Genomic DNA, 17,264 nt, shown 5'->3' on the forward strand with positions numbered 1-17,264 from the left:
AGAAACTATCGTGATGATACAGGCTATGTCGACGAGAGATTCGGCGGAAGGCGCGCTACGGGCGCACGTCACCTCCGTCAAAGAGGACCTGATGACCGGCGTATCGTACATGATACCGTTCGTCACCATCGGCGGGATCTTCCTCGCGCTCGGGTACGCGCTCGTCAACCTCCCGTTCTTCCCGGGGACGACGGAGACCATTTCCGAGCAGGCGGGCACGATCCCGTGGTACCTGGCCGAGATCGGCGGCCTCGGGCTGTCCGTCATCGCGCCGATCCTGGGGGCGTACATCGCGTACGCGATCGCGGATCGTCCCGGCCTCGCGCCGGGGTTCATCCTCTCGTACGCGCTCCAGCAGGAGGGGCTCATCGCCGAGGCGGGGGCGACCGTCGGGTTCGGCGCGGGCGAGGCGAGCGCGGGGTTCCTCGGGGCGCTCGTCGCCGGACTCCTGGCCGGCTACGTCGCGCGCTGGTTCAAGAATTTGAGCGTGCCGCGGGTCCTCGAACCGATGATGCCGGTGCTCATCATCCCCGTGCTCACGACGATGGTGCTCGCGCCGGTCATGCTGTTCGTCCTCGGCGTGCCGATCGCGCTCGCCTACCAGGAACTCACGACGTTTCTCACGTCGATGCGGGGGCAGAACGCGTTCATCGTCGGCCTGATTCTCGGCGCGATGATGGCGTTCGACATGGGCGGCCCGGTGAACAAGGTCGCCTACGTGTTCGCCGTCGGGCTGATCAGCGCGGATCCCCAGCCCATCACCGGACCGATGGCCGCCGTGATGATCGCGGGGATGACCCCGCCCATCGGGTTGGCGCTGTCGAACCTCGTCGCCCCCCAGAAGTACGACGCGGAGCTGTACGAGAACGCCGTCAGCGCGATCCCGCTCGGCTTCTCGTTCATCACCGAGGGCGCGATCCCGTACGCCGCGGCCGACCCCGTTCGGATCATCCCGAGCGCGATGGCCGGGAGCGCGGTCGGGGCCGGCGTCGCGATGGCGCTCGGCGTCACCATGCCCGCGCCCCACGGCGGCATCTTCGTGTTCTTCCTGTCGAACCGGCCGCTCGTGTTCCTCGGCTGCATCGTCCTCGGTGCCGTCGTCACCGCGGTCGTCGCGACGGCGATCAAGCCCGACTACGAGGTGACCGTCGGGAGCGAGAGCGCCCAATCGAGCGACTAACCAGAGGACTCACAGTACCGGGCCGCCAACTGGAAACGCGCTTCCACCGACACGGACCCTGACAAGCCATGGACTACGACATCGACACGTTGATGCCCGAATCGCTGATCTCGCTCGAAGAACCGCCCGCGGAGAAGGACGCGGCCATCGAGTACCTGCTCGACCTCGCGGTCGACGCGGGCCGCGTCGACGACCGCGACGCCGCGCTCGACGCCTTGTTCGAACGCGAATCGCAGACGACGACCGGCGTCGGCATGGGGATCGGCATCCCCCACGCGCAGACCGACGCGGTCGCCCGACCGTCGGTGTCGTTCGCCCGCTCCTCGGCGGGGATCGACTTCGGCGCGATGGACGACGAGCCCGCGACGCTCCTCTTCATGATCCTCGTCCCCGAGGAGGGGGCGGACGAGCACCTCGAAATCCTGAGCTCGCTGTCGCGGACGCTCGTCCACGACGAGGTCCGCGAGGACCTCCACGCCGCGGAGACGGAGGCGGACGTCCAGCGGACGCTCCGGGAGGCGATGCGCTGATGGAGCGCGTCGTCACGGTCGTCCCCGAGGCGGGGCTGCACGCCCGCCCCGCGGCGAAGTTCGTCGAAACCGTCCAGGCGTTCGACAGCGAGGTGAGCATCGCCCGCGCGGACAACGAGTCCGACGTCGTCTCCGCGGGGAGTATGATCGCGGTGACGAGCCTCGGCGTCAGGCGCGGCGAGGACGTTCGACTCGTCGCCGAGGGCGACGACGCCGAGGCGGCTCTCGACGCGCTGGAGGACGTCCTCTCGACGCCGGAGGACGAACTCGACGCATGACCGAACGAACGCTTTCCGGAACGGGCGTCACGCCGCGCGCCGGCGTCGGCACCGCCGTCTGGTACCGCCCCGAGGCCGGCCTCGAACTCCCCGAGCCGCCGGCCGAGGGCCTCGACGCGGCGGCCGAGCGCGAACGCTTCGAGACCGCCCGCGGGGAGGCCCGCGAGGAACTGGAGCGCGAGCGCGACCTGACCGCCGACCGCGTCGGCGACGAGGAGGCGGCGGTGTTCGACGCGCACGTCCAGTTCCTGAACGACCCGCAGATCGAGTCGGGCGTCGAGGAGGCCGTAGACGACGGTCTGACCGCGGAGCACGCGGTGCAGCGCGCGTTCGCCGGCCCGATCGAACAGTTCGAGGGGATGGAGGGGCGGATGGCGGAGCGCGCCGACGACCTCCGGGACGTCCGCGACCGCCTCCTGCGCGTCCTGACGGGCGGCGAGCGGGTGAATCTCGCCGAACTTCCGGCGGGGACGGTCGTGCTCGCGGAGCGGCTGACGCCGAGCGACACCGCGCAGCTCGACCCCGAGCGCATCGCGGGCTTCGCGACCGTCACCGGCGGACGCACGTCGCACGCGGCCATCTTCGCGCGGGCGCTCGCGCTCCCGGCGGTCGTCGGCGTCGGCGACGATCTCGACTCGATCGAGGAGGGCGCGGCCGTCGTGATCGACGGCGACGCCGGAGAGGTCGTCGTCGATCCGAGCGACGAGCGCCGCGAGGCGGCCGCGGCGGACGACGCGGTCGAGGTACGTCCCAACCCGGTGACGACCGCCGACGGGACGACCGTCGAGGTCGCGGCGAACGTCGGCCGCCCGGCGGAACTCGGACCCGCGGCCGACCGCGGCGCGGACGGGATCGGTCTCTTTCGGACCGAGTTCCTCTTTCTCGACCGCGACGCCCCGCCGTCCGAGGAGGAGCAGTACGAGGCGTACGCGGAGGCGCTCTCGACGTTTCCCGACGGCCGGGTCGTCGTCCGGACGCTCGACGTCGGCGGCGACAAGCCGGTCCCCTACCTCGACCTCCCCGAGAGCGAGAACCCCTTCCTGAGCGAACGGGGAATCCGCCGGTCGCTCGGCCCGGACGCGGCGCTGTTCGAGACGCAGCTGCGCGCGCTGTTGCGGGCCGCCGGGAGCGAAGGCGGCGACGGGCTGGCGGTGATGCTACCGCTCGTCGCCACGATCGAGGAGGTCGAGGAGGCCCGCGAGGTCCTGGAGTCGGTCGCCGCGGACCTCGACGAGGAGGGCGCGACGTACGCCCGACCCGAGTTCGGCGTGATGATCGAGACGCCGGCGGCGACGTTCATGGCCCCGGAACTCGCCTCGCGCGTCGACTTCCTCAGCGTCGGCACGAACGACCTCGCGCAGTACGTGATGGCGGCCGATCGCGGCGACGAGCGCGTCGCCGACCTGCACGATCCGCTGCACCCGCCCGTCCTTCGGGCGATCGCCCGAACCGTCGAGGCGGCCGACGGCGAGGAGTGCTGGGTCGGCATGTGCGGCGAGATGGCCGGCGATCCCGACCTGACCGAACTGCTCGTCGGGCTGGGCCTCGACGAGTTGAGTATGAGCGCCGTCACCGTCCCCGATGTGAAGGCGAACGTCGAGACGACGGATCGCGAGGCGGCCGAGGCGCTCGCGGCGCGGGCGCTGGCCGCCGGTACCAAACGTGAAGTAGACCAACTGCTAACAGATACCGCATGAAATTCGTCGCAGTCACATCCTGTCCGACCGGCATCGCACACAGCCAGATGGGGGCCGAAAACCTCCGGACGACGGCCGAGGAGCTCGGCCACGAGATCAGCGTCGAGGTGCAGGGCGCGATGGGCGCGCAGGACGAACTCACCGCCGACGAGATCGCCGAGGCGGACGCCGTCGTCATCGCGGCCGACACGGCGATCTCGCGGGATCGGTTCGAGGGCAAGCCCGTCGTCAAGTCCACGATCAAGGAGGCGGTCAACGACGCGGAGGGCCTGCTCGAACGGGCCGAAGAACTCGCGCGCGAGGGCGACACCGGGGCGGCCTCCACCACCGACGCCGGAGAGTCGGGTGACTCCGGGGCGAGTGATCCCTCGCAAAACGAAGAGCCCCAGCGCGTCGGCGGCGATCCCTCGAAGGGGCTGTTCGCCCGGCTGAAGCGGCTGCTCTCCTAGACGACCGCGTCGGCCGACTCCCCTTCGAAGACGACCGCTTCGAGCGCGTCGAGGAACGGCTCCGGCTCCTCGCGCTGCCAGATGTTCCGGCCGACCGCGAGCCCGGAGACGCCGGCCTCGAACGCTTCCTCGACGGTTCGGAGGAACGCCTCGTCGCTCACCTTCGAGCCGCCGCTCAGGAGGACCGGCATGTCGCCGGCCGCCTCGCAGGCCCACGCGAGCGCCTCCCTGCTCCCGGGGTGTTTGACCTTCGCCATGTCCGCGCCGAGTTCGAGGCCGATCCGCGTCGCGTACGCGATGACCTCCGGGGCGCGGTGGTCCTTGAGGGCCTGTCCGCGCGGGTACGACCACATCCCCACGGGGAGGTCGAGGTCGCGGGCGGCCTCCTGCACCTCGCGGAACTCCTCCGTCATCTCGACCTCGTGGTTCGCGCCGGGGTAGACGGTGAAGCCGACGGCGTCGGCGCCGAGGTCGGCGGCGTAGTCGACCGACCAGCTGACCGAGCTGTCGGGCTCGCCCATCCAGAGGCTCGACGTGCCGTTGAGCTTCGCCAGGAGCGTCACGTCGTCCTCGTACGAGGGATAGTACGTCTCCGCGAGCCCCTTCCCGACCGCGAACGCCGTCACGGCGTCGTGGGTCGCCATCTCGAACACCGCCTCGGGGTCGAGTCGCTGCCGCGTCGATTCGAAGGCGGCCGGTCCGTGTTCGAGCCCGTGGTCGTGCGCGAGCACGAGCACCCTGCCATCCCGCTGTATCGGACTGTCGGCAAACGATCGCATCAGCAGTAACACGCACTACCGATCGCAAAATATTTGCGGATTTGATCGTTTCTGTTCTAAGACGCATGTTATTTTCTGATCACGGGCAGCGATCGGGGGACGCTCAAGCCTTAAGTGCGTCCTGCCCGAATCAGGACGTATGCCCCAGGTGCACCTCGCCGACGAGACGCTGGAGCGGCTCGACTCGCTCCGGGAGGAGGACGAAGACTACGACGAGCTCATCACGGAGCTCATAAACATCTACGAGGCGGAGGAGCTGACGCTGTATCACAGCGGCGACGAGGTCTGACGCCGCTCACTCCTGGTACGCGATACGGACCCGGTCCCACTTCCCCTTCGATTCGAGGTGACGCTGGAGTTCGTCGGCGTACTCCTGCGTGAGTCGCTCGGCCGCTTCCAGCCGCTGCTGGTCGACGCCGCCGGTCCCGTCCCCGAAGCCGAACGCCCGCTTTATCGACCCGAACAACCCGCCGCCGCTTCCGCCGCCCCCACTTCCCCCGCTCCCGCCGGTCTGGCCGCCCATCGACCGCACCTGCGAGCGGATGTTTTCGAGCTCCGGGACGATCTGCGGGAGCTTCTCGGTGTCGGCCACGATCCGCGCCCGCTCCGGGTCGTCGGCGTCCTCGATCTCGAACTCGGTGGCAGTCATGATGAGCCCCCACTCCTGACTCGTGAACTCCGAGTCCCGCACGCGGCTGTTGAACTCCCGATCGACCGCCATGCGATCGCCGACGATGCTGTCTGTCCAGTTGGCCATGGACGCCCTTCGCGGAGCGGTTGTATCAGCGTTGTGCCGGTCGCGGGCGCGGGGGTCGAGACGCACAACGGCTTTGCCGCTCCGCGTGCTACCCCTTCGCATGAATGGGAGCGTCGAAGCCGTCTTCATCGCGGCCGAAGATTCAGCGCCGATGGAGCGCGTCGAGTCCGTGGAAGCCGTCGAGGGCGGTCTCAGCGGGGATCGGTACCTGCGGGGCACCGGCTACTACTCGCCGTTCGACGTGTGCGAGGTGACGCTGATCGAGGCCGAGGCGATAGAGGAGATCCGCGAGGAGTTCGACATCGACCTCGCGGACGGGCGTCACCGTCGCAACGTCGTCCTCAGGGGCGTCGAAGTGTACGACCTCCTGGACGCGACCTTCCGGGTCGGCGACGCGGTGCTCCGCGGAACGCGCCCTCGGCCCCCCTGCGCGCACGTCGAACAGGTCGCCGGCGAGCAGGGCGTCGCCCGGGCGCTGAAGAACAAACGCGGCGGCGTCTGCGCGGACGTACTGGAACCGGGAACGATCGCCCTCGGCGACGAACTGGCGGTCGTCGAGCGGGACCCGCGGACGATGGGCCGGCGGATCGCGGACCGGCTGCGCGGGGGCGACTAGCCTCCCCGGGTCGACGCGACGGACCGTTCGACCGGGACGTTACTCCGGGAAGATGCTCTCCGGCAGGAACGCCGTCACGGTCCAGTTCGGCGCGTCGACCACCTCGCTGATCTTCAGATCGACGGCCGCCGAGCAGAGGATGTACGCCTCCCCCCGCGTCAGGCCGCGTTCGGCGTGGAGGTGTTCGATCATGTGGCGGATCGCCTTCCGCGTCGCCTCCATCAGGTCGTCGGCGATGCCGGTCGTGCCGCACATCCGCTCGTCCGCGCCGGTCGGGGTGAACGGCCCGTCGGTTTCGAGCTGCGGCTGTTCGATCTCCACGTCCGTCCGGAGGGTGAGCCGCGCGGTGACGAACATCTCGGCCTCGATGCCGGTCACGCACACCTCGCCGTCGCCCTGCGCGGCGTGGCAGTCGCCGGTCGAAAACAGCGCGCCCTCCGCCTCGACCGGGAGGTAGACGGTCGAGCCGGCGGTTATCTGCTTTACGTCCATGTTTCCGCCGACCGACCGCGGCGGCAGCGTGTCGTGTTCGCCCCCCTCGCCGGGCGCGACGCCGATGACGCCCGGGAACGGGTCGAGCGGCACCTCGATGCCGTTCACGAACCGGCCGACGTCGCCGTCGAGGTCCCAGACGTGGAGGCCGGCGTCCGGGAAGTCCTCCGGGAGCAGGCCCAGCCCCATCTCCCCGGGGAGAAAGCCCGTGTACCCCCACCCCTTGTGCTGGAAGTCGAGCAGGTCGACCTGCAGGACGTCGCCGGGCGCTGCACCCTCGACGGCGACGGGCCCCGTCAGCGGGTGGACCGGGTCGAAGCTGACGTTCGCGAAGTCCTCGGGCGTCGACTCGACGGTTATCTGCCGGTCGACGGCGTCGCGGCACTCGAACCGGATCACGTCTCCCGACTCGACCGTCAACGCGGGATCGAGGCCGTTGTCCCAGACCCGGTGGACGTTGTGCTCCCCGTCGCTCAGCCGGTGGTCGATGGTGTAGTCGCGCACCTCCGCGCCCTCGCGCTGGCTCATGCCCCATTTGTTAATTATCGTTCAGAATAAACTCCGCGTTCGCGGCGAAACGGTCCGACGGTGGCTCGCCCGCGTCCCGTCGAACCGCGCAGATCGGGACATTGCGCGCCCGACGAGGCGTAAGCCTCGTCGAACGACGCAAATTGAAGATTCGCTGGCTCGATGAGGCTTACGCCTCGTCAAACAACGTCTCGCCGTCGACCATGTGCTCCTCGACGGCGTCCATGTCGAGCGTCAGGCCGAGACCCGGCTCCTCGGGGATCTCGATGTACCCGTCCTCGATGACGGTCTCTTCGACCAGATCCTCCCACCAGCCGAGCTGGTACGAGTGGTACTCGACGGCGAGGGAGTTCGAGATGGCCGCGCCGACGTGCGCGCTCGCCATCGTCGCGACGGGCGAGGAGACGTTGTGCATCGCGACCGGGACGTAGTAGGTGTCCGCCATGTCCGCGATCTTCCGCGTCTCGCGCATGCCGCCGACCTTGGGCATGTCCGGCGCGACGATGTCGACCGCCTGCTCTTCGAGGAGGCGGCGCATGCCGTGCTTTCGGTAGACGTTCTCGCCGGCCGTGATTGGCGTCGTCGTGCTCTGGGTGACCATCCGCTGAACGTCGTGGTTCTCCGGCGGGACGGGGTCTTCGAGCCACCACACGTCGAAATCCTCGATGGCCCGGGCCAGCCGCTTCGCGCTGTTCGACGAGAACGTCCAGTGGCAGTCGAACGCGGCGTCCGCGCGGTCCTTCACGCGCTCCGTGACGGCCTCGACGATCTCCGCCTTGTGGCGGATCTCCCCCGGTCGGAGGTGGCGGTTGGCGCGGTCCTTCTCCAGCCCCGACGGGACGTCGAGGTCGAACTTCAGCGCGTCGTAGCCGAGTTCGTCGACGACGCGTTCTGCCTCGTCGGCGCACGCCTCGGGGTCCGCCTCGTCGGCCGTGTGGCAGTCGCAGTAGACGCGGACCTCGTCGCGGTACTTCCCGCCGAGAAGCTGGTAGGCCGGCACGTCGAGGATCTTGCCCGCGAGGTCGTGCAGCGCGATCTCGATGCCGGAGATGGCGGTGACGGTGACGCCCTCGATCGACCCCTCCCCGGACATCTTCTGGACGAGGTGCTCGTAGAGTCGGTCGATGTCGAGGGGGTTCTCGCCGACGACGAACGGCTTCATCCGCTCGATGAGTTCCGGGACGCCCGCGCCCCAGTACGCCTCGCCGGTGCCGACGACGCCGGCGTCGGTGTAGACGCGGACGAGTGTCCACGGGAAGTTGCCGTCGACCATCGTCGTCTGCACGTCCGTGATCTCCACGTCTCGGCCGCCCCCTCGCTCGCCCGTGACGCCCATCGTCTCCGCCGAGAGGTCCCGCATCGTGTACTCCGCGTTCGGGTCGTGGAGCTTCGCGTAGTCGAGGCTCATAGTTGGCCGTTCATTCGAGGGAGGGTAAATCTTTGGAGATCCGAACCGACGCGGGCGAGGCGATCGGCCGGCGGCGGCCGGGCGGCCGACCGATCACGACCCCGACGGTCGGGACGAGGCGGACGTGGCGCGCTCGACGAGGCTGCGGAGCTCCGGCGAGGCGTTCAGTCGGTCCAACCGGTCTCCGATTCGGACGGCCGGCGCGACGCGCGCCCGGGCGTCGTCGGGGAGCGCGACGAGGTTATACAGGTACGCGAGCCGAAGCAGCCAGAGCCCGTCCTTTACGTCCTCGGGCGTTCGGACGCGGAACGTCACCCAGTCGGGGCGGCCGGGGTAGCGGTCCGCCTTTCCTTCGGTCAGTAGCTGATCGCGCAACTCCCGCGTGAGCGGAACGTCGATCACGCCCGCGTCGGGGCGGACGGCACCGATCGCAGTACCCGCTAGCGAGAATTCGGCTCCCGTCGAACCGCGCGGTTCGACGCTCACCCCGGGCCACGCTCGGACGCGGCGGACGATCGGATCGAGACGTTGTTGCACTTTCATCGATTCACCCTCGACACTGTCGGTCCCGAGTGAATATGCTCCCGAGGAGAATAACTCTGACGCGCAAATTATCGGTTCTGAAACTTGGCCTCGAACGCCGCCGAAACTCGGTCGCCGGCGTCGGGTGGCGGGCGGGAGGCGATCACCCGAGCTTCGCGAGGAGGTTCTGCACGTAGATCGTCCGGAGCATCGCCGCCGACTGCCCACGGTCGAACACCAGTTCGTCCGTCTCCATCACGTGCCGCAGCACGTCGCGGGAGGCGTGGCCGGGCGCGGCCGCGACGCCGCGGTCGTTCGCTGCTGCCCACTTCATCACCCGGAGGTCGGACTTGCTGTCGCCCATCACGAGCACGAACGGGTCGTCGACCGCGAGCACGTCGAGGGCGGCTTCGACGCCGCCGACCTTGTTCAGTTCGAGCGAGCCGATCTCCGCGGCGTCGGCGTGATAGTACGCCACGTCGATGCGTTCGAACCGCCCGCGGATCTCCTTCGGGATCGCCTCGGGGTCGAGTTCGACGCCCTCGCCCTCCGATTCGAGCACCTCCCGGATCTCGGGGTCGGCGTCCGCGTAGTACGCGCGGGCCCACGTCGGCCCCGCGTCGTCGTCCGCGATGGCCTCGCCGAGCAGGTCGAGCAGGTAGACGAGCCCGCCGTCGATCACCTCCTCGGCGCGGCTGCTCCCCGTCTCGAAGTTCGGCTTGAGCGTGACGTTGAACTCGTTGCCCTGCAGGTGGACGCCCCGCCGGAGGTCGTCGGGCGCTTCAGGGAGGACGCGCGATCGGATCTCGTCGAAGACGCGCTGGATCTCGTCGTCGAGACCCTCGTAGAGCAGCTGCTTGGTCTTCGAGCCGTGCCCCGGCGTGAACACCCCGGTCCCGGCTTCGTAGACGATGCTCAGGTCGCCCGAGTGGACGAGTTCGTTCCCGAGTCCCTGGATCATGAACCCCTTGACGTTTTCGAGCGTCTGCCCCGTGCAGATGACGATCGGGACGCCCCGCTCGTGGAACTCGGTGAGCACGTGCAGCGTCTCCCGGGGGATCTCGTTGTCCGTTCCGCCGGCCGACCGGAGCGTCTCGTCCACGTCGAGCACGAGGGCGTTCACCGCGCGGTCGTACTTCGTGTACAGATCGAGCCCCGTGAAGGCCTGCTCGCGGTCGGCGTGGGACGCGATCTCGGCGAACGTCCCGCCGGTGGCGAACGCCCGGCGGATCTCGTTCTTCCGGCGCTCCAGCTCGTCGCTCGCCTCTTGCCAGTGGTCGAGCGCCACGCGCGAGTCGACCGGCGGGAACACGTCCACGAAGTCCTGGTACTCCCGAAGCGTGTCCGTGTCGAACTCGTCGTAGAGCCGATAGAGAAGGTCGTACCGCTCCATGCGTGGGAACTGTCTCCGCCCGTCATAAGCCCCTCGGGAACCGCAGATACGGCCGGTTCATCCCGCTCAGCGTACACTCGCGCTTCGACGTCAGGCGTTGTTCATCCTGAGTCGAGTGCTGTTGCCGCACGCGCGGCACGTGCTGATCCGGTAGGGTTCTTTCGAGAACTCCGCGTTGGTCTCCTTTTGGCTCTCCGTGACGATCTCGATGGAGACCTCGTGTTCCGTTTCGCGGCCACAGTACTCACACAGTTCTACTACCCCGGTCTGTCGTCGATTCTCACTCATTCTCGATCGCTCCCTGCTGCGTGACGTTCGGCACTCTGTGCGTCTGGAGGGCCGCTTTCGTCCCAGACGAGAGGACGCAAAGCGCGCGTATAAATGTGGCGTAGGTCTGTATGAAAGAATGTCCTCGGGAGCGACGCTGAGCCTCGAAACCCGCGATCGTCCGGGACGTCGAGAAAACTCTCGGGAGGTCCTCGCGGCGAGCGACGCCTAACAGATCGACTTCGGATTCACGCCCATCGCCTCCAGCGAGTCGGCGTAGTCGTCGTAGGCGACCCGGATGACGTACTCCGCCACCGCCCGCGCGCGGTCCCAGTCCTCGTCGGTCTCGCAGCGCTCCGCCAGCAGTTCCAGTCCGAGATCGACCTCCTCTCCCGTCTCTCGTTTCAAGTCCCGGAAGAGATCCGCCCGCCACTCGTCGGCCTCGTTGACGAAGAAACTGATGAGCTGCGCGTGCGTTCGCAGGCTCACGAGGCCCCGTCCGACGAGCCCCGACGCCACTCTCTCAACGGTGTCCTCCCGGCCGCGGAGGTACGTGTGCATCGGGCCGCCGTCGGCCGGTTCGAACGACTCCTCGTCCATCGACGCGACGACGCGCTCGTAGTGTTCTGCCTCCCGATCGCGAACCCGCTCGAACGCCTCGCGCGCGCCGTCGTCGGCTTCGCCGTCGGCCCACCGCCGGAACGTCTCGCGGGCCGCGTGCTCGCTGTTCGCCGCGGCGCGGAGCACCGGTCCCCGCTCCAGTTCGGCGTCGGTCAGCGCGACGAGCAGCTTGCTCGACCCGATGCGGTCGAGCTCCGTTCCCATCTCCTCCTCGACCGTCTCGCGGAACGCGTCGGCGTCCATGTTCGTCGAGAGGGGCGTGCGGCGTTTCAACGTTCCCCCGAGGAGGGGCGCCGCGCACCTCTGGCCCCGGTGCTCTATACGTCTCCCGCGCCTCGCGCTTTTGAGCGTCGACGACGTACGGAACGTCATGACCGATCCCTCCCCCGACTCCGCGGACGCCGCACCCGCCCTCTCGCCCGAGGAACTTCACGAGCGGATCGAGGCGGGCGAACGCGTCGCGCTCCTCGACGTGCGCGACCGAGACGAGTTCGAGGAGTGGCGCATCTCCGGGGAAAGCGTCGAGGCGACGCAGGTCCCGTACAACGAGTTCGTCGCCGCGCGGGTGACGGGAACCGTCGGCGACCTCGCGGCCGAGTACGACCTCGAATCGCCTGTCGTCGCCGTCTGCGGCCGCGGAGAGGCGAGCGACGAGGTCGCCCGCGCCCTCTCCGCAGCCGGAATCGAGGCGACGAACCTCGAAGACGGCATGGAGGGGTGGGCGCGCGTCTACGTCTCCCGCGAGATCCCCCACCCGGACGCGACGGTGCTCCAGTACGCCCGCCCGTCGAGCGGCTGTCTCGCGTACCTCGTCGTCAGCGACGGCGAGGCGGCGGTCGTCGACCCGCTCCGGGCGTTCGCCGATCGGTACGTCGAGGACGCCCGCGACCGCGGTGCCGAACTCCGGTTCGCCGTCGACACGCACGTCCACGCGGACCACGTGAGCGGGCTGCGCGCGGTCGCCGCCGCGGCGCGCACGTCCGGGATCGATCCGGAGATGGTCACGCCGGCCGGCGCGGAAGAGCGGGGCCTCTCGTTCGAGCTACGGACCGTCGAGGACGGCGACGAACTCGCCGTCGGCGACGCGACGCTCGCGGCGCTCCACGCGCCGGGGCACACGACCGAGATGACGGCGTTCCGGCTCGGGGACCTGCTGTTCGCGGGCGACCTCCTGTTTCTCGAAAGCGTCGCCCGCCCCGACCTCGAATCGGGGGACGAGGGCGCGCCCGCGGCCGCCCGGCGGCTCCACCGGACGCTCCGCGACCTGCTCTCGTCGCTTCCGGGGGATACCCTCGTCGCGCCCGGACACTACGGCGACGCCGCGGAGCCGGCCGCGGACGGGACGTACACCGCGACGCTCGACGACCTCCGCGACCGCCTCGCGACGCTGTCGATGGACGAGACAGCGTTCGTCGAGTTCGTCCGCTCCGATCTGCCGCCGCGGCCGGCGAACGACGAGGAGATCGTCGAGATCAACCTCGGTCGGCGAGAGACGGACGACGAGGAGGCCTTCGAACTCGAACTCGGCCCGAACAACTGCGCGGCGACGGGCGGCTGAGTCGGCGGCGCGGCCGCGGTCGCCGTTCGACGGCGGTCGCTCGCGGTTTTCGGAATCGACCGGCCCGGTGCGAACCCGGGGCGAGAATCGGCTCAGTCGTCGTCGGCAGCGGCGGCCGCGTCGTTCGTCGCCTCCGCGTCGGCCTCGATGCTCGGCGGGTACTTCCCGCGGTCGAGCTTGAGATCGCTCTGCGGTCGCGCCATGCAGGTGAGGGCGTACCGCTCCGCCTCCTCGTCGGTCAGGCCGCGCGCGGCCGGCTGTGTCACCTCGCCCTCGACGATCTCCGCCGAGCAGGCGAGACACATCCCCACGCGGCACGAGTACTCCTGTGCGATTCCCTCCTCGATGCAGGCTTTGAGGATGGTCTGCTTGTCGGAGATCTCGATGGTCTCGCCCGTGCCGACGAACTCGACGGTGTACTCGGTCATATCACGGAGTACGAATGACCCCGGCAAAACTCTTTATCCCGGTTTGTGTCGTCCGTCTCCCGTCGGAACGGTCGACGTTTCGGGACGATGCGCGTCCGTCCACCCATCGGTCGCCGCGAAACACCGCTCGGTTGGCAGTATCGGCGCGCTGACGGACGTCTCACTTTTGTCCATCCGCGTCGTAACCTGTCCCACGATGTCGACCACCGTCGTCCACGCCTGCCCACTCTGCGAGCGCGAGCTCGTGAGCCAAAACCACCTGCGGTGCCACCTGCACGAACGCCACCGGAAGATCGAGATCATCGACGCGTACCTGAAGACGAATCGACGCCCCCTCGAAGTCGGCGTCGCGTGACGGCGCGCGGCGACCGCTCCTCTTCGGCTCCGACGCCGCTCTCGTCGGTTCACGCCACGTCGGTCGACTCGTTCCCTTCCGTTTCGCTCTCACCCGCTCCGCCTTCTTCGGTTCCGCTTTCCTCCCCGTGGTACCGAACGGTCAGCACGGGGGCGTCTGCGGCCCGGACGACCCGTTCCGTCACGCTGCCGATGAGATACCGGTCCAGCCCGCTGCGGCCGTGTGTTCCCATGACCACGAGGTCGATCCCCGCCTCGTCCGCGTACGCCAGAATTTCCTCGTAGGGACGACCCTCCGCGACCGTGGTGACGACGTCGATTCCGTTCTCCGACGCGGTCGCCTCGATCCCGTCGAGGGTGGCTCTGGCCTCCTCGTCGAGGGCGTTGGCGATGACCCCGGCGTCGGCGGTGAATCGCGTGTACACGTCGTTTTGGACGACGAACAGCGCGTGGAGGCGCGCGTCGTATCGCTTCGCGAGGTCGAACGCGTGTTCCAGCGCCGCGTCGGCGGGCGGGCTTCCGTCCGTCGGCAGCAGTATCTCCGTGTACATCCCGTCTTCGCTGTACGCGCTCGGGGAAGGTGAATCCACGCACCGAAGTCGTCACTGCGCGCACCGAATCGTCGCTGACGGGGTCGCTCGCCCGCCCCGTTTCGCGAAACCGAAAGGCTTTGCCGGGGGACTCTACATGGGGGGACATGTCCCGCTTCGACGACCCGGATCGCCGCCCCGACCGGGTCATCCTCTCCGTCTGTGCGCTCGCCGCCGTCGCGCTCGCGGCCCGCCTCGTCGGCCTCGGCGCGCGCCCGTTTCACTGGGACGAGGGGCGCGTCGGTTACTGGACCCTCCGGTACGCGGCGACCGGCGCGTTCGAGTACCGCCCCGTCGCGGGCGGCCCGTTCCTCCCGATCGTGAACAACCACGTGTTCGGGCTCCTCGGCGCGTCGGACTTCTCCGCGCGGCTCGTCGTGGCCCTCCTCGGCGGACTGTTCCCGCTCGTCGCGCTCCTGTTTCGCGGTCGCCTCCGGGACGACGAGACGGTCGTCCTCGCCGCCTTTCTCGCCGCCAACCCGCTGTTGCTCTACTACTCGCGCGCCGCTCGCGGGGACCTGCCGCTCGCCGTCTTCGGGTTGCTCGCGGTCGGCTGCGCGGTCCGCGCGATCGACGCCGACGACCGGCGCTACCTCTACGGCGGGGCGATCGCACTGGGGCTCGCGCTCGCCACCTCGGGGTTCGTCGTCGCCTACCTCGCGTGCTGGACCGTCGCGGCCCTGCTGGTGTTCGATCACGCTCGGCTGCGCGGCGACGGCCCGGCGGTCGCGCTCTCGCGGCTCGACCGCTACGCCCGCGCCCTCCGCGCCCGCGCGACGCCGCTGGCCCGCGCGTTCCTCCTGACCGTCGCCGTGTTCGTGTTCTTCTACGCGCCTCGCTCGCGCGAGGCGAACGCGCCGGACCTGTGGAACCCGCTCACCCTCCCCGCGGTGCTCGACGCCGCGCTCGTCGGGAGCGTCCGGACGTTCTACGGCGTCCGCGTCGAGTACCGCGTCGACCACGACTTTCTCACCTACGTCTTCGACTTTCTCGGCTTTCTCGCCGTCGGCGCGCTGGCGCTCTCGGCGTTCGCGGTCGTCGGCGTCCTCGTCGAGCGCTACGGCCGCCGGAGCCGACCGCTCGTCGCCTTCGCGACCTACTGGGGCGCCGCGGCCCTGCTCGTCTTCCCAGTCGTCACCGAGGTGAGCGCGCCGTGGGTCGCCGTCCACGCGGTCGCGCCGCTCGCCGTCCCCGCGGCCGTCGGCGGGGCGGTCCTCCTCCGCTTCGGCGCGAGCGCCGTCCGCCGCGAGAGCGCCGCAAACGCCGGCGTCGCGTCGCTCTTTCTGATCGCCGCGGTCGCCCAGACCGGCGCGGTCGTCTCCGCCGACGTGTACGGTCCCCAGGGGTCGGACACCTCCCTCTCACACTACGCTCAACCGGCGGACGACCTGCGCCCGCTCGTCGACAACGCCTCGGCGGCGATGGCGGGCAACGAGGGCGTCGACGTGCTCTACGTCGGCGAGTCGTTCTACACCTCCGACGAACCCGGAAACGACGAGCCGCCGGTCGGGGACGAGTGGGGCGAGCGCCTCCCGCTGCCGTGGTACTTCGAACGAATGGACGCGGAGACGTCGAGCGTCCAGCGTCCCGAGGACGTCGCGAACGACGCCGAGTTCCCGCCGGTCGTCGTCGCCGAGCCGAGCCACCGCGAGGAACTCGAACCGCGGCTCGACGGCTACGAGGTCGCGGAGTACAGGCTCGGGCTGTGGAACCGGACGGTCGTCGTGTTCACGCGGGCGTAGAAGTGTTCGGTTTCGGCCGACGCTTCTACCGAAAGCCCATCGCTTCGATCTGTTCTTGATACCTGTTTCGGATCGTGACCTCGGTCACCTGCGCGACGTCGGCGACCTCGCGCTGGGTCTTCTTCTCGTTACAGAGCAGCGACGCCGCGTAGATCGCCGCCGCCGCAAACCCCGTCGGCGACTTCCCAGACAGCAACCCCTGCTCGGCCGACACGTCGATGATCTCCGTGGCTTTCGCCTGCACTTCCTCGCTCAGGTCGAGCGCCGAGGCGAAGCGCGGGACGAACTGCTTGGGGTCGACGGGCTTGAGTTCGAGGCCGAGTTCCTGGGAGATGTAGCGGTAGGTCCGCCCGATCTCCTTCTGCGGAACGCGCGAGACCTCGGCGACCTCGTCGAGGCTGCGGGGGATGCCCTCCTGCCGGCAGGCGGCGTAGAGCGCGCTCGTGGCGACGCCCTCGATCGAGCGCCCGCGGATCAGGTCCTCGCTCAGCGCCCGGCGGTAGATCACCGACGCGACCTCCCGAACGGAGCGAGGGACGCCCAGCGCGCTGGCCATGCGGTCGATCTCCGAAAGCGCGAACTGGAGGTTGCGCTCGCCGGCGTCCTTCGTGCGGATGCGCTCCTGCCACTTGCGCAGCCGGTGCATCTGGCTGCGCTTTTCCGACGAGAGCGATCGACCGTACGCGTCCTTGTCCTTCCAGTCGATCGTCGTCGTCAACCCACGATCGTGCATCGTCTCCGTGATCGGCGCGCCGACGCGCGACTTGCTCTGTCGCTCCGAGTGGTTGAACGCGCGCCACTCGGGCCCCCGATCGATGGACTGCTCGTCGATGACCAGACCGCAGTCGTCGCAGACGAGTTCCCCCTGGTTCGCGTCCGTAACGATCTCCGCCGAGCCGCACTCCGGGCATTGTACGGTTTCGTCCGACTCCTGTTCGGTTTCGTGCGCTCGCTGACGCTGACGGGTGGGACGCTCCATTATAAGGTTTGTGGGCAAGAGTGAATTTAAACCTTTGTACTGTTCGCTTCTTGAACACGTGTCTGCGCCCTCAGGACGCGGATGCGTCTCGCGCAG

General features: G+C 69.1%; 21 protein-coding genes. 10 read left to right on the plus strand and 11 right to left on the minus strand.

Features of this window, described 5'->3' with window-relative positions; all coding sequences use genetic code 11:
- The first annotated feature begins 25 nt into the window (after positions 1 to 25).
- The 5 genes from C3L37_RS17250 to C3L37_RS17270 all read left to right on the plus strand — a co-directional run bounded on the left by C3L37_RS17250 (position 26) and on the right by C3L37_RS17270 (position 4,134).
- A complete protein-coding gene (locus C3L37_RS17250) occupies positions 26 to 1,180 on the plus strand; it encodes a PTS fructose transporter subunit IIC (RefSeq protein ID WP_129115832.1) in 1,155 nt (384 codons plus the stop codon).
- Positions 1,181 to 1,248: 68 nt separating this feature from the next.
- Positions 1,249 to 1,710, plus strand: a complete 462-nt coding sequence (locus tag C3L37_RS17255; RefSeq protein WP_129115833.1) for a PTS sugar transporter subunit IIA — start codon at positions 1,249 to 1,251, stop codon at positions 1,708 to 1,710.
- Positions 1,710 to 1,988, plus strand: a complete 279-nt coding sequence (ptsH1, locus tag C3L37_RS17260) for a phosphocarrier protein HPr (protein ID WP_129115834.1) — start codon at positions 1,710 to 1,712, stop codon at positions 1,986 to 1,988. Before C3L37_RS17255 ends, ptsH1 begins: the two co-directional genes overlap by 1 nt.
- Positions 1,985 to 3,685, plus strand: a complete 1,701-nt coding sequence (ptsP, locus tag C3L37_RS17265) for a phosphoenolpyruvate--protein phosphotransferase (protein ID WP_129115835.1) — start codon at positions 1,985 to 1,987, stop codon at positions 3,683 to 3,685. The genes ptsH1 and ptsP overlap by 4 nt, the downstream gene beginning before the upstream one ends.
- Entirely contained in the window at positions 3,682 to 4,134 is a 453-nt protein-coding gene (locus C3L37_RS17270; protein ID WP_129115836.1) for a PTS fructose transporter subunit IIB, read from the plus strand. The genes ptsP and C3L37_RS17270 overlap by 4 nt, the downstream gene beginning before the upstream one ends.
- Here C3L37_RS17270 and C3L37_RS17275 read toward each other — a convergent pair.
- The gene (locus C3L37_RS17275; protein WP_129115837.1) at positions 4,131 to 4,913 is read right to left on the minus strand and encodes a class I fructose-bisphosphate aldolase; all 783 of its coding nucleotides are present in this window, start codon (positions 4,911 to 4,913) and stop codon (positions 4,131 to 4,133) included. The two genes, C3L37_RS17270 and C3L37_RS17275, sit on opposite strands and share 4 nt — an antisense overlap.
- Before the next feature lie 139 nt (positions 4,914 to 5,052).
- On the opposite strand from C3L37_RS17275, the gene C3L37_RS24475 reads away from it, so the two are divergent.
- On the plus strand, positions 5,053 to 5,202 hold the full coding sequence (locus C3L37_RS24475) for a DUF7557 family protein (RefSeq protein WP_164974786.1): 150 nt from the start codon (positions 5,053 to 5,055) through the stop codon (positions 5,200 to 5,202).
- Positions 5,203 to 5,208: 6 nt separating this feature from the next.
- Here the strand turns inward: C3L37_RS24475 and C3L37_RS17280 are convergent, their stop codons facing one another.
- Positions 5,209 to 5,670 carry a DUF5799 family protein gene (locus tag C3L37_RS17280; RefSeq protein WP_129115838.1) on the minus strand — a complete coding sequence of 154 codons (462 nt, stop codon included), beginning with the start codon at positions 5,668 to 5,670 and terminating at the stop codon, positions 5,209 to 5,211.
- A gap of 100 nt (positions 5,671 to 5,770) precedes the next feature.
- Between C3L37_RS17280 and C3L37_RS17285 the strand changes: the two genes are divergently transcribed.
- On the plus strand, positions 5,771 to 6,286 hold the full coding sequence (locus C3L37_RS17285; protein ID WP_129115839.1) for an MOSC domain-containing protein: 516 nt from the start codon (positions 5,771 to 5,773) through the stop codon (positions 6,284 to 6,286).
- 39 nt (positions 6,287 to 6,325) lie between these two features.
- Here C3L37_RS17285 and C3L37_RS17290 read toward each other — a convergent pair whose 3' ends face one another.
- From C3L37_RS17290 to C3L37_RS17315, 6 genes are all read right to left on the minus strand, one after another.
- Positions 6,326 to 7,306 (minus strand): acetamidase/formamidase family protein, encoded by a 981-nt coding sequence (locus tag C3L37_RS17290; RefSeq protein WP_129115840.1) that lies wholly within the window; start codon positions 7,304 to 7,306, stop codon positions 6,326 to 6,328.
- Between the two features lie 169 nt (positions 7,307 to 7,475).
- The gene (locus C3L37_RS17295; RefSeq protein WP_129115841.1) at positions 7,476 to 8,714 is read right to left on the minus strand and encodes a mandelate racemase/muconate lactonizing enzyme family protein; all 1,239 of its coding nucleotides are present in this window, start codon (positions 8,712 to 8,714) and stop codon (positions 7,476 to 7,478) included.
- A gap of 93 nt (positions 8,715 to 8,807) precedes the next feature.
- Entirely contained in the window at positions 8,808 to 9,257 is a 450-nt protein-coding gene (locus C3L37_RS17300; RefSeq protein WP_129115842.1) for a luciferase domain-containing protein, read from the minus strand.
- A gap of 142 nt (positions 9,258 to 9,399) precedes the next feature.
- A complete protein-coding gene (locus C3L37_RS17305) occupies positions 9,400 to 10,629 on the minus strand; it encodes an HAD family hydrolase (RefSeq protein ID WP_129115843.1) in 1,230 nt (409 codons plus the stop codon).
- A gap of 90 nt (positions 10,630 to 10,719) precedes the next feature.
- On the minus strand, positions 10,720 to 10,917 hold the full coding sequence (locus C3L37_RS17310; protein ID WP_129115844.1) for a DUF7835 family putative zinc beta-ribbon protein: 198 nt from the start codon (positions 10,915 to 10,917) through the stop codon (positions 10,720 to 10,722).
- 207 nt (positions 10,918 to 11,124) lie between these two features.
- Positions 11,125 to 11,760 (minus strand): rubrerythrin family protein, encoded by a 636-nt coding sequence (locus tag C3L37_RS17315; protein WP_129115845.1) that lies wholly within the window; start codon positions 11,758 to 11,760, stop codon positions 11,125 to 11,127.
- A 127-nt stretch (positions 11,761 to 11,887) separates the two neighbouring features.
- Here C3L37_RS17315 and C3L37_RS17320 point away from each other — a divergent pair, with 127 nt between their 5' ends.
- Positions 11,888 to 13,075 (plus strand): MBL fold metallo-hydrolase, encoded by a 1,188-nt coding sequence (locus C3L37_RS17320; protein ID WP_129115846.1) that lies wholly within the window; start codon positions 11,888 to 11,890, stop codon positions 13,073 to 13,075.
- Positions 13,076 to 13,167: 92 nt separating this feature from the next.
- On the opposite strand, the gene C3L37_RS17325 is transcribed toward C3L37_RS17320, so the two are convergent.
- Positions 13,168 to 13,503 (minus strand): 2Fe-2S iron-sulfur cluster-binding protein, encoded by a 336-nt coding sequence (locus tag C3L37_RS17325; RefSeq protein WP_129115847.1) that lies wholly within the window; start codon positions 13,501 to 13,503, stop codon positions 13,168 to 13,170.
- 196 nt (positions 13,504 to 13,699) lie between these two features.
- Between C3L37_RS17325 and C3L37_RS24480 the strand changes: the two genes are divergently transcribed.
- On the plus strand, positions 13,700 to 13,858 hold the full coding sequence (locus tag C3L37_RS24480) for a hypothetical protein (RefSeq protein WP_164974787.1): 159 nt from the start codon (positions 13,700 to 13,702) through the stop codon (positions 13,856 to 13,858).
- Positions 13,859 to 13,907: 49 nt separating this feature from the next.
- Here C3L37_RS24480 and C3L37_RS17330 read toward each other — a convergent pair whose 3' ends face one another.
- Positions 13,908 to 14,408 (minus strand): universal stress protein, encoded by a 501-nt coding sequence (locus C3L37_RS17330; RefSeq protein ID WP_129115881.1) that lies wholly within the window; start codon positions 14,406 to 14,408, stop codon positions 13,908 to 13,910.
- Between the two features lie 146 nt (positions 14,409 to 14,554).
- Here C3L37_RS17330 and C3L37_RS17335 point away from each other — a divergent pair, with 146 nt between their 5' ends.
- The gene (locus C3L37_RS17335) at positions 14,555 to 16,189 is read left to right on the plus strand and encodes a flippase activity-associated protein Agl23 (RefSeq protein WP_129115848.1); all 1,635 of its coding nucleotides are present in this window, start codon (positions 14,555 to 14,557) and stop codon (positions 16,187 to 16,189) included.
- 25 nt (positions 16,190 to 16,214) lie between these two features.
- Here C3L37_RS17335 and C3L37_RS17340 read toward each other — a convergent pair whose 3' ends face one another.
- A complete protein-coding gene (locus C3L37_RS17340; RefSeq protein ID WP_129115849.1) occupies positions 16,215 to 17,168 on the minus strand; it encodes a transcription initiation factor IIB in 954 nt (317 codons plus the stop codon).
- Positions 17,169 to 17,264: the final 96 nt, after the last annotated feature.

The sequence above is a fragment of the Halegenticoccus tardaugens genome, from assembly GCF_004116405.1.
In the GTDB taxonomy this organism is placed as follows: domain Archaea; phylum Halobacteriota; class Halobacteria; order Halobacteriales; family Haloferacaceae; genus Halegenticoccus; species Halegenticoccus tardaugens.

What these genes read in the sequence shown, in the direction of transcription:
- C3L37_RS17335 (WP_129115848.1), top strand. Translation starts at nt 14,555, where the DNA reads ATGTCCCGCTTCGACGACCCGGATCGCCGCCCCGACCGGGTCATCCTC.
- C3L37_RS17290 (WP_129115840.1), bottom strand. Translation starts at nt 7,306, where the DNA reads ATGAGCCAGCGCGAGGGCGCGGAGGTGCGCGACTACACCATCGACCAC.
- C3L37_RS24480 (WP_164974787.1), top strand. Translation starts at nt 13,700, where the DNA reads ATGTCGACCACCGTCGTCCACGCCTGCCCACTCTGCGAGCGCGAGCTC.
- ptsP (WP_129115835.1), top strand. Translation starts at nt 1,985, where the DNA reads ATGACCGAACGAACGCTTTCCGGAACGGGCGTCACGCCGCGCGCCGGC.
- C3L37_RS24475 (WP_164974786.1), top strand. Translation starts at nt 5,053, where the DNA reads ATGCCCCAGGTGCACCTCGCCGACGAGACGCTGGAGCGGCTCGACTCG.
- C3L37_RS17280 (WP_129115838.1), bottom strand. Translation starts at nt 5,670, where the DNA reads ATGGCCAACTGGACAGACAGCATCGTCGGCGATCGCATGGCGGTCGAT.
- C3L37_RS17270 (WP_129115836.1), top strand. Translation starts at nt 3,682, where the DNA reads ATGAAATTCGTCGCAGTCACATCCTGTCCGACCGGCATCGCACACAGC.
- C3L37_RS17300 (WP_129115842.1), bottom strand. Translation starts at nt 9,257, where the DNA reads ATGAAAGTGCAACAACGTCTCGATCCGATCGTCCGCCGCGTCCGAGCG.
- C3L37_RS17295 (WP_129115841.1), bottom strand. Translation starts at nt 8,714, where the DNA reads ATGAGCCTCGACTACGCGAAGCTCCACGACCCGAACGCGGAGTACACG.
- C3L37_RS17340 (WP_129115849.1), bottom strand. Translation starts at nt 17,168, where the DNA reads ATGGAGCGTCCCACCCGTCAGCGTCAGCGAGCGCACGAAACCGAACAG.
- C3L37_RS17250 (WP_129115832.1), top strand. Translation starts at nt 26, where the DNA reads ATGTCGACGAGAGATTCGGCGGAAGGCGCGCTACGGGCGCACGTCACC.
- C3L37_RS17320 (WP_129115846.1), top strand. Translation starts at nt 11,888, where the DNA reads ATGACCGATCCCTCCCCCGACTCCGCGGACGCCGCACCCGCCCTCTCG.
- C3L37_RS17285 (WP_129115839.1), top strand. Translation starts at nt 5,771, where the DNA reads ATGAATGGGAGCGTCGAAGCCGTCTTCATCGCGGCCGAAGATTCAGCG.
- C3L37_RS17275 (WP_129115837.1), bottom strand. Translation starts at nt 4,913, where the DNA reads ATGCGATCGTTTGCCGACAGTCCGATACAGCGGGATGGCAGGGTGCTC.
- C3L37_RS17310 (WP_129115844.1), bottom strand. Translation starts at nt 10,917, where the DNA reads ATGAGTGAGAATCGACGACAGACCGGGGTAGTAGAACTGTGTGAGTAC.
- C3L37_RS17255 (WP_129115833.1), top strand. Translation starts at nt 1,249, where the DNA reads ATGGACTACGACATCGACACGTTGATGCCCGAATCGCTGATCTCGCTC.
- ptsH1 (WP_129115834.1), top strand. Translation starts at nt 1,710, where the DNA reads ATGGAGCGCGTCGTCACGGTCGTCCCCGAGGCGGGGCTGCACGCCCGC.
- C3L37_RS17325 (WP_129115847.1), bottom strand. Translation starts at nt 13,503, where the DNA reads ATGACCGAGTACACCGTCGAGTTCGTCGGCACGGGCGAGACCATCGAG.
- C3L37_RS17330 (WP_129115881.1), bottom strand. Translation starts at nt 14,408, where the DNA reads ATGTACACGGAGATACTGCTGCCGACGGACGGAAGCCCGCCCGCCGAC.
- C3L37_RS17315 (WP_129115845.1), bottom strand. Translation starts at nt 11,760, where the DNA reads ATGGACGCCGACGCGTTCCGCGAGACGGTCGAGGAGGAGATGGGAACG.
- C3L37_RS17305 (WP_129115843.1), bottom strand. Translation starts at nt 10,629, where the DNA reads ATGGAGCGGTACGACCTTCTCTATCGGCTCTACGACGAGTTCGACACG.